Raw genomic sequence first — 8,768 nt, 5'->3', positions numbered from 1 at the left:
AGAGTCACAGAAAGATACTCCGTTCCTGTTCTTCCTCTTCCGCCGGCAGAGAGTGAGCAAAGGAATTTTTATTTCCAATAGAGAGAATATAGTTCGTATTCAACCGACATGTAAAGGCAGCAGGCGCAAAAAAAATATGCTTTGCTGCAAAAGTCTCTCGCACCTGTAAGGTGAGGGTAAATTTGAAATCGGATTTTTCGATAGAGCCACGCGCATGTCATTCTTACTGTTAAGGGCGCGGCGGAAAATCGTTCCTCTTTTGCCGTTGGGGGTCTTAGGGGGCCTCGGAGGCATTTGCAACTTAGCGAACGCAGTGAGCTTAGTTCGCAAAGCCCCCTTTAGGGTCGAAGCGTGAAGAAAAATATAAATTTGATATGGAATTTGAAATTTATATTTTTTAGCTGAGCGGAACGCCCCCTAACATTCTTTGCCTACTTTCTTAATGCTAAGAAAGTAGGCCGTCGGAGACTCGTAATCGGCCCCGCGAAAGCGGGGGCCTTCCTCTTTTCCCACACGCGGCTTCCACTTTCACCCCGGCGGGGGCAAGGAACGCCAGCGCGGTTCCGCCGCAGGCGAAATGGAGCCGAACGGCGGCAAGCACCGGTTTTTGCGGAGCGAAAACCGAGATGAAATCGAGGAGGTGAAACAAAATGCTATGTCCCTTGTGTAAAACGGAGATGCGCATTTCCGGCAGCCGAACAAAGGCCGAGGGCGACAACAGCCCGGACACCGCTACCAAAGTATACATAGAGCAGGACCTTACCTGCACGAACGCGCAATGTGCGAACCACGGTAAAATCGTGGAGCAGCGGCGGGCGTATCTGATTGGACAGGCATAATAACGGCCGCACGGCTTCGCCGGAAAGCGGCTTGGAAAGGCGGGAACAAATGCAGAAAAGTGTGAAAAAAAGCAACAAAAAAACGGGCGCGGCGGGGAAATATACGGCTCCCGGCGCTTTTGGCGGGGCGCAGCCGTCCAATCTGGTGGAGCTGATCGAGGCGCAGCGCGGCAAAGCCGCTTCGTCCGCGGGCAAAAAGCCGGCCGCAGACACGGCATTGGCAAACAAATGGGCGGACCTGCAGCTGCAAAGCTTCGGGCAGTTCGGGGCGGACCCGGCGGCGATCGTCGGGCAGCAGGCGGGGCAAACGGTTGGCGGCTGGCTCCGCAGCAGCGCCGCAAAGCCGAAAAACACGGCGTTGGCAAACGAATGGGCGGATCTGCAGCTGCAAAGCTTCGGGCAGTTCGGGGCGGACACGCTTTCCCCCACATGGGGGCGTGTGGAGGAAACCCCGGAGATGACAGCGGCCGAACGCGAACGGGAGGCGCAGTGGTATGAACAAAACGCAAACGCCTACAATGCGCTGGGCGCGGACGGCCAAAGCACGGTACAGCGCGCAAACGATGCCGCCAACCGTTGGGATATCGCAAACAACATGTACCCGTGGATGCTGGACACAAGCGGGCTGGGCATGCCCATTGACCAGCAGCTGGCAATGGCGGACGCGTACGAGGAGCGCAGGCAGGCCACGGCCGCGCTGGAGCAGGCCGCGAACAGCCTGCCGGCGGACGTGGACGCTCGTTCGCTCTCGCGCTATGCGCAGCAGCTGGAAAACGCGCGGTACGCGCAGGAACTGGAAACCTCCGCGCGCCAGGGCGCAGGCGAAGCCCCGATACTGCACAACGCGGCAAGCGTGGCGGCAAACGCATGGAATCTGCCAGCTGCGCTGGACTATGCGAAGCAGTGGGCGCGAAATACATTTACCGGCGATTACGCGCCCATCGACGTGAATACGCCCGCGCAAACGATGAATATTTACCGGGACGCGGTGCGGGACGAAACGGGCCGCAACATTGAAGAAGGCCTGGGCGGCGGGCTCGCCGGGAAAGCGGCGTCCTTTGTGTATCAGACGGGCATGAGCTGGGCGGACAGCCTTGCAAACATGGCGATGAGCGGCGGAAACCCATATTTGTCCGGCGTGCTGATGGGAAGCGGCACAATGACGAGTACCGTGCGCAGCGCAAAGGAGAAAGGCGCTTCCGACAGCCAAGCGATGGGCGCGGGCGTCGCCGCGGGCATTTTTGAAGGGCTGTTCGAGCAGTACAGCATTGAAAACCTTTCGTGGATGGCGAAAAGTGACCCGCGCACCTTTCTGGACGTTGTGAAGAACCTTGGCAAAAGCATTTTGGGCGAGGGAAGCGAGGAGCTGTTCACCGAGCTTGCGAACGCTGCGGCGGACACGCTGATCATGGGCGACCTTTCCGACTACAACCTTGCCGTGCGGCAGTATAGGGCGCAGGGCGAGAGCGAGGAGGAGGCCCGGCGGCACGCAGGGTGGGACGTTGCGAAGCAGGCCGGGCTTGCGTTCGCGGGCGGTGGCCTGATGGGCTTTGGCAGCGCCGCGGGCGGCATGGCGTACAACGGGGCGGCGAACCGCTACGCCGCGCCGCGCGCGGTGGAAAGCGGTTCGTTTTACAACGCTTTGCAGTACGGCCTTGCACAGGGCGAGGACACCGCCGCGGGCCGTCTTGCGCGGGAGCTGGCAGGCCGGGACACGGCAAGCAGCGCCGACGTGATGCGCATGCTGCGGGCGGCGGAAAGCCGGCAGGCAGAAGGCGGCCCGGGCGCGCAGGCACTGGTTGACCCGCAGCTGTACACCCGTGCCGAGGTGCAGGGGATGAGCGCGGGGGAGGTGCGCGAAAACTACGATGCGATACGGGAATCCATGGAAATGTGGGATGAAAACGGGGAACTGCAAGGCGGCACACAAAGCCGTATGGTTGACAGGCAAGCGCCCGGGACGGATAATAGTGGCAGCAGCACGGCAGGCGAAGCATGGCATGCCGCGCAAAACACAGAACAATTCAGTGGAGGTGCGATTGATGGAGGACAAGGAGTTTCAGAGAAAAGTGGATGGAATAGCAAAGATGGTGGAGCGGTATACAGGGGTGAAGGCCAATCCTCCAACGCGAGAAGAATTAGACGAATTGCGCAGGAAAATGCAGAACAGTTCCAGCGGAGCGCCCGAGAACGGGGAAAACAGCAAATAGAGAGGCATGGTGGCGCCAGCTATGCATATACAATAGCGAAACAGCCGGAGGGCGCAGCAAAACAAATTGCAGACGGGCTGAGCGCACGCGGGATAGAAGCTATTGTCATAGATGCTCCATTGGAGACGAATCAGAATGGCGTAACTGTGGAACGAGGGGATGCTGTTACAGGGCCGGATGGGCGTGTATATATTTATAACGGGACAGCGTTAAATCCAGACAGTGTTTTGGCGCATGAAAGCGTTCATGCAGCCGTGCGAAAGAATAAACCGGAAGCACATGATTTCGTTTCGGCCATTGATCAGGCCACAGATAAAAGCAGCTACTATTACTTGGCATGTGCACAGATTATAAACGAAGCACATTATGACGGGCAGCTTGATCTTACCACACAGGAAGGTCAAGCTGCGGTACGCGACGAAATGGCCGCATATTGGGCGGGGGCATACAATTCTAAAAATGCCGAAGAACTGGAATTGTTGAGTTGCATTGATGCACAGCAAGCGTTTACGGCGTGGAACGCGTTTAATACATTTGAAAACATAGACGCAGCCGCGGGAAAAACCAAAACAGGAGATATTTCTGCAACGACCGATATCCAAAATGGTTCTGTCCCTACACTCAAAGCGCCTTCGCATACGATATCGCCTGTTTCTAACAGCCGTATAGCACAAACAGGGGAAAACGCAACAGGCTTTTCAGGCCCGGCGGCTGAACGGACAAGCGACGTTTCAGCCGTTCCGCCTGCGCTGAACCCGGCCCCGCGCTTGTATACCCGTGCCGAGGTGCAGGGGATGAGCGCGCGGGAGGTGCGCGAAAACTACGATGCGATACAGGAATCCATGCGCCTTTGGGACAAAAACGGGGAGCTGCTGCAAAGCGCGGAGACGGAGACGGCGCGGCGCATGGCGCTGGAAACGGGGCGGGCCGGCAAAACAGACCTGGACTGGCTGGAGCATCTGGCGGGCACGGCGAAAATGGAGCTGCAATATGTGTTCCAGCCGGGCAGCGGGGTGCAGGCCGCGGTGCAGGGCAGGCGCATTACGGTGAACCTGGGCGGCGAGGGCTATGCGTTCGGCGCGGCGGTGCACGAGCTGGGGCACAGCATGAAGGCAGCGGACGCGAAAGCGTATGCGAAATTTGAGAGCGCCGTGCTGGGGCTTGCACAGAGCGACGCGGCTTTGGAGCAGATTGCGCGGCAGACGGCGGCGGACTACTTAAGCCCGGACAGCCCGGCGCGCGCGGGGCTGCTGGACGCACAGGGGAATATCGACGCGGCGGCGCTGAACGAGGAAATAAGCCTGCGGCTTGCGCAGGAGCTTGTGGCGGACCCGGAAAAGCTGGTGCGCGCGGTGGAGCGCGACCGGGGGTTGATGGAAACCTTTCTGGACTTTGTGCGCGGGCTGAAAAACCGCATCGCCATCCGTCTGAGCGGCAGCGAGCGGGCCATGCTGGACGAAGCGGAGCGCACGCTGGTGAACCTGCTGCGTGGCGAGGCGGGAAGCGTTGCGGGGGAGAAATACAGCTTTGTAGGCGAAAAGGCCAACCTGAACCGAACCGAGCGTGCGGCCCTGGAAACGGCAAAGGGAATGGAGCAGGACGGCGAAACGAATGAAGATATACGCCGCCAGACGGGCTGGTTTCGGGGCGCAGACGGAAAATGGCGAATGGAAGTAGACGATAGCGACGCGGTGTATTACCGGAACGGCAACGCCCGGCAAGACGGAGCAGAAGCCGGACAATGGCAGGGAAAAAGCGGCACACTGCGGGACTATTTGTACCACCCCACACTGGAACGGTTAGAACCTCAGGTGTTTGAAGTTCCGATGCAGGTAGTGGACACGCTGCCGCCCAACACAAACGCGCGGTACCGCGGCAGACAAGGCGGCATTGAAGCATCTAAAAGCGCGCAGCGCGGCAGCATTTTGCACGAAGCACAGCATGGCATACAGGAAGTCGAGGGATTTGCGCGGGGGAGCAACCATGCGAAGGCCAACCGATGGAGCTTTGTCGAAAACTATGAGAGAGTAAAAAATACTCCTGAGTATCTTAAATTACAGACGCCAAGGGAAAGACTTATATATGTAAGAAATGCGATGGCGGAGGAATCGTTTCAAGAAAATGAACTATCTGACAAGCGCAGATATCGTCAGGCTGGAGGAGAAATTGAGGCGCGGGACGTAGCCAAAAGGGCTGATTTTACAACAAGAGAGCGTTATGCAAACGCACCAGACCTGAGCGGAAACATGCGATATGCACAGGATTCTTGGCCGGATTTTATTGACATGCTGTTGGATATGGGATATTCTGAGGAGGAAATAACGAGAATCGGGGGCGTACATTATAATGGCTGAAGAAATGACGCTAAAAGATGACGAAATCGTGAATTTTTGGGAGAATACCCAAAATCTGATAGACGAGGAATATGAAAGACGACGTAAGACGGAACCGGACGAGGAGGGGTTGCTTTTACTTTCGATCGTAATGAAATATTGCGGAAACCCAAATGAGGAAGAATATGATGAGTAGGACTCCGACAAAACAGAGACAGTAGAATTAGGTGACATAGATAGTAGAGATTATTACGCAATGAAATATTTAGGGGCTGTAACGAACTTTTGGGTTTCGTCACAGCCCCCCTTTTGTATAGGAGCGCCGTGCTGCGGCTTGCGCAGGAGCTTGTGGCGGACCCGGAAAAGCTGGTGCGCGCGGTGGAGCGCGACCGGGGGTTGATGGAAACCTTTCTGGACTTTGTGCGCGGGCTGAAAAACCGCATCGCCATCCGTCTGAGCGGCAGCGAGCGGGCCATGCTGGACGAAGCGGAGCGCACGCTGGTGAACCTGCTGCGTGGCGAGGCGGGAAGCGTTGCGGGGGAGAAATACAGCTTTGTGCGCGCCACGGACGCGGAGCAGATCGCGCGTGCGCAGGAGCTGGAAGCCCAGGGAGAGAACGCGAAGACGATATGGAGCGAAACGCACCTGACAAGGGACGGCGGCGGCGCGTGGGTGCGGGAGATAAACGACCGCGGCGCAAAGCCGCGCCCGGACGGCGACGCGCGGGGCGAAAAGGGCGGCCGCCTTGCGGACTATCTGGAGCACCCGGAGCTGTACGAGGCTGTGCCGGGTATAGCGGATATAAACGTAAAATTGGGAATGCTGCCGGAAAGCGAAAAGGGGAAATACTCTTCCAAAAAAAGAATGTTGCATTTCGCTGAAGATACGTTTAAAAATAAAAGCATGTCGGACATAATGCACGAGGTACAGCACGCCATTCAAAATGAGGAGGAGCTTGCAACGGGCGGAAGCCGAAAGCTGGCATATGCGGCGCTGGTGAGCGACGCATATGAAGCGGTAAAGGATACGCCGGAGTTCCAAAGCCTGCAAACAAAAGAAGAAAGGCTGCATTATCTGGAAGAAGCGGCGGCGAAACAGGCGGGCGCGCCCGATATAGAAACAGCGGCCACCAACGGATATGTAAACCTCGGCGGCGAAAAAATGGCGCGGCAAACGGCAAAGCGCTGGTATTACACCAAAGACCAGCGTGAAAAAACATGGCCGGACGTGGCGGGCAACGTGCTGGACAAAAGCGTTGAATCCCAGCGCATTGTTGAAACGCTGGAAAGGATAGGGTATACTGAAGATGAAATAGAGGCATTCATAAAAAATTGGGGGGACAAAAGTGACAAACAAACGGCAAAAGGAATACTATAAAGAAAAAACCAGATATTGGATCACAACAATCGACGACTTTGAGGATACGCCGTATACATGTGCTGTGATTGATGAAACCTGCCGCTTGATAAAATTGATAGAAGCCCACCCGGAACTGGCGGAGGAAGAATATGTTCCCAGCGAGGAATTTTTGGAACAGGCAAAAGTGGAAGAAGGCTATTCATTCTATTCGATTCCCAGTTTGGATGCACGCTATGGGTTGTTGAAAAACTCAGAGCAGTTGAAAGAATTAAAAGAAGTGATTTCATTTTATAAACTGCACACTCCCCAATCTTATGACCCATATCCGCGCGAGACGGCGCAGGCTGTAATCGCGGAAGCCGCACGTCTTGAACGCTTGCTGCAAGAGCATCCGGAACAGGCGGAGGAGACCTATATTCCCCCGGAAGAATACCTGGCGCAAATCAAAGGCACCATGTTCTGGTAAAACAAAATATCCCCGAAAACGCAAAGCCGCAGCGGTGCAAACCGCTGCGGCCTTGCTTATAAAGAACCTTGGCAAAAGCATTTTGGGCGAGGGAAGCGAGGAGCTGTTCACCGAGCTTGCGAACGCTGCGGCGGACACGCTGATCATGGGCGACCTTTCCGACTACAACCTTGCCGTGCGGCAGTATAAGGCGCAGGGCGAGAGCGAGGAGGAGGCCCGGCGGCACGCAGGGTGGGACGTTGCAAAGCAGGCCGGGCTTGCGTTCGCGGGCGGCGGCCTGATGGGCTTTGGCAGCGCCGCGGGCGGCATGGCGTACAACGGGGCGGCGAACCGCTACGCCGCGCCGCGCGCGGTGGAAAGCGGTTCGTTTTACAACGCTTTGCAGTACGGCCTTGCACAGGGCGAGGACACCACCGCGGGCCGTCTTGCGCGGGAGCTGGCAGGCCGGGACACGGTAAGCAGCGCCGACGTGATGCGCATGCTGCGGGCGGCGGAAAGCCGGCAGGCAGAAGGCGGCCCGGGCGCGCAGACACTGGTTGACCCGCAGCTGTACACCCGTGCCGAGGTGCAGGGGATAAGCGCGCGGGAGGTGCGCGAAAACTACGATGCGATACAGGAATCCATGCGCCGGGGTTTTGCCGTCGGGGCCCCGGCGCGGCGCAGCCGTGACGGGAACGGCAAAATAGCGGCCCCTGTGGGGCCGGTAACCGGCCGCGCGGTTTCGCCGCAGGCGAAATGGAGGCCGATTTAAGGCCGACAAGCGCCTTTGGGACAAAAACGGGGAGCTTGCACAAGGCGTGAATTCGCCGAAGACGCAGACGTCGAAAAGCAACACTGAAGATATCGAAGTGGACGTGGAAAACACCGCGGTGAACGATAATCCCAATACACACACACCAGAGGAAATGCAGCGCATTGAGGAGTATAAACAGGCGGTTGACCCGGAGCTGGTGGTGTATTATGACGCTGTGAAAAATGGAGAACAAAATCTGCCCCCGTACCCCGTTGCACAAGTGAGCCGGAGAATGGCGGATACGATAAAAACCCTTACAGGAATGGACGTATCGGATAATACAATCGTTTTGGATAAAAACGGTGTGGAACATATCAATAGGCGTCATGAGAAACAGGGAAAAGCCGATAAGAGCATGGCAAATTCTGAAGATGTTGGACGTATTAAGTATGTTTTGGAACACTTCGACGGTGCAACACTGGAGCCAACATTTGCAAAGGGATATTCTAGAAAAAATGGAAAGCCTGCTCCTAAAGTTGTGTTTTACAAAAAAATAAACGGCACCTACTATGTAGTAGAGGCCGCTTCGGATGCAAATACGAAGAAAAACTATATCGTGAGTGCGTATATCAACAAAAAATAGAGGGAGGGCAGCCCTTGGATGTACAAGCCCCCAAGATTACGTCCGAGCCGTCAACTACCAATCCCTCTGATAAAAGTATACCACATTTTCCCGAAAAATCAACCGCCCCACGCTTGTATACCCGTGCCGAGGTGCAGGGGATGAGCGCGGGGGAGGTGCGCGAAAACTACGATGCGGTTCGGAAG

The 8,768-nt window shown here is 56.6% G+C and carries 7 protein-coding genes; all 7 read left to right on the top strand.

The window, feature by feature from the left end; genetic code table 11:
- The first annotated feature begins 650 nt into the window (after window positions 1-650).
- The 7 genes from TQ39_RS21125 (at window position 651) to TQ39_RS19030 (ending at window position 8,583) form a co-directional block, all read left to right on the top strand.
- A complete protein-coding gene (locus TQ39_RS21125; protein WP_009324250.1) occupies window positions 651-839 on the top strand; it encodes a hypothetical protein in 189 nt (62 codons plus the stop codon).
- 49 nt (window positions 840-888) lie between these two features.
- The gene (locus TQ39_RS21890; RefSeq protein WP_050006708.1) at window positions 889-5,403 is read left to right on the top strand and encodes an LPD23 domain-containing protein; all 4,515 of its coding nucleotides are present in this window, start codon (window positions 889-891) and stop codon (window positions 5,401-5,403) included.
- Window positions 5,396-5,578, top strand: coding sequence for a hypothetical protein (locus TQ39_RS19050; protein ID WP_040910142.1), 183 nt, complete (start codon window positions 5,396-5,398; stop codon window positions 5,576-5,578). The genes TQ39_RS21890 and TQ39_RS19050 overlap by 8 nt, the downstream gene beginning before the upstream one ends.
- 128 nt (window positions 5,579-5,706) lie before the next feature.
- The gene (locus TQ39_RS19045) at window positions 5,707-6,759 is read left to right on the top strand and encodes an LPD23 domain-containing protein (RefSeq protein WP_050006707.1); all 1,053 of its coding nucleotides are present in this window, start codon (window positions 5,707-5,709) and stop codon (window positions 6,757-6,759) included.
- Window positions 6,728-7,207 carry a hypothetical protein gene (locus TQ39_RS19040; RefSeq protein WP_050006706.1) on the top strand — a complete coding sequence of 160 codons (480 nt, stop codon included), beginning with the start codon at window positions 6,728-6,730 and terminating at the stop codon, window positions 7,205-7,207. Before TQ39_RS19045 ends, TQ39_RS19040 begins: the two co-directional genes overlap by 32 nt.
- An 82-nt stretch (window positions 7,208-7,289) precedes the next feature.
- Window positions 7,290-7,958: a hypothetical protein gene (locus TQ39_RS19035; protein WP_050006705.1), complete on the top strand. Its 669-nt coding sequence runs from the start codon at window positions 7,290-7,292 to the stop codon at window positions 7,956-7,958.
- Window positions 7,959-8,004: 46 nt separating this feature from the next.
- Window positions 8,005-8,583, top strand: coding sequence for a PBECR3 domain-containing polyvalent protein (locus TQ39_RS19030; RefSeq protein WP_050006704.1), 579 nt, complete (start codon window positions 8,005-8,007; stop codon window positions 8,581-8,583).
- Window positions 8,584-8,768: the final 185 nt, after the last annotated feature.

Origin of the sequence: Ruthenibacterium lactatiformans, assembly GCF_000949455.1 — a bacterium.
Lineage (GTDB): Bacteria > Bacillota > Clostridia > Oscillospirales > Ruminococcaceae > Ruthenibacterium > Ruthenibacterium lactatiformans.
Note: the sequence above shows the minus strand (reverse complement) of the source record. Positions and strands in the feature narration are given on the sequence as shown.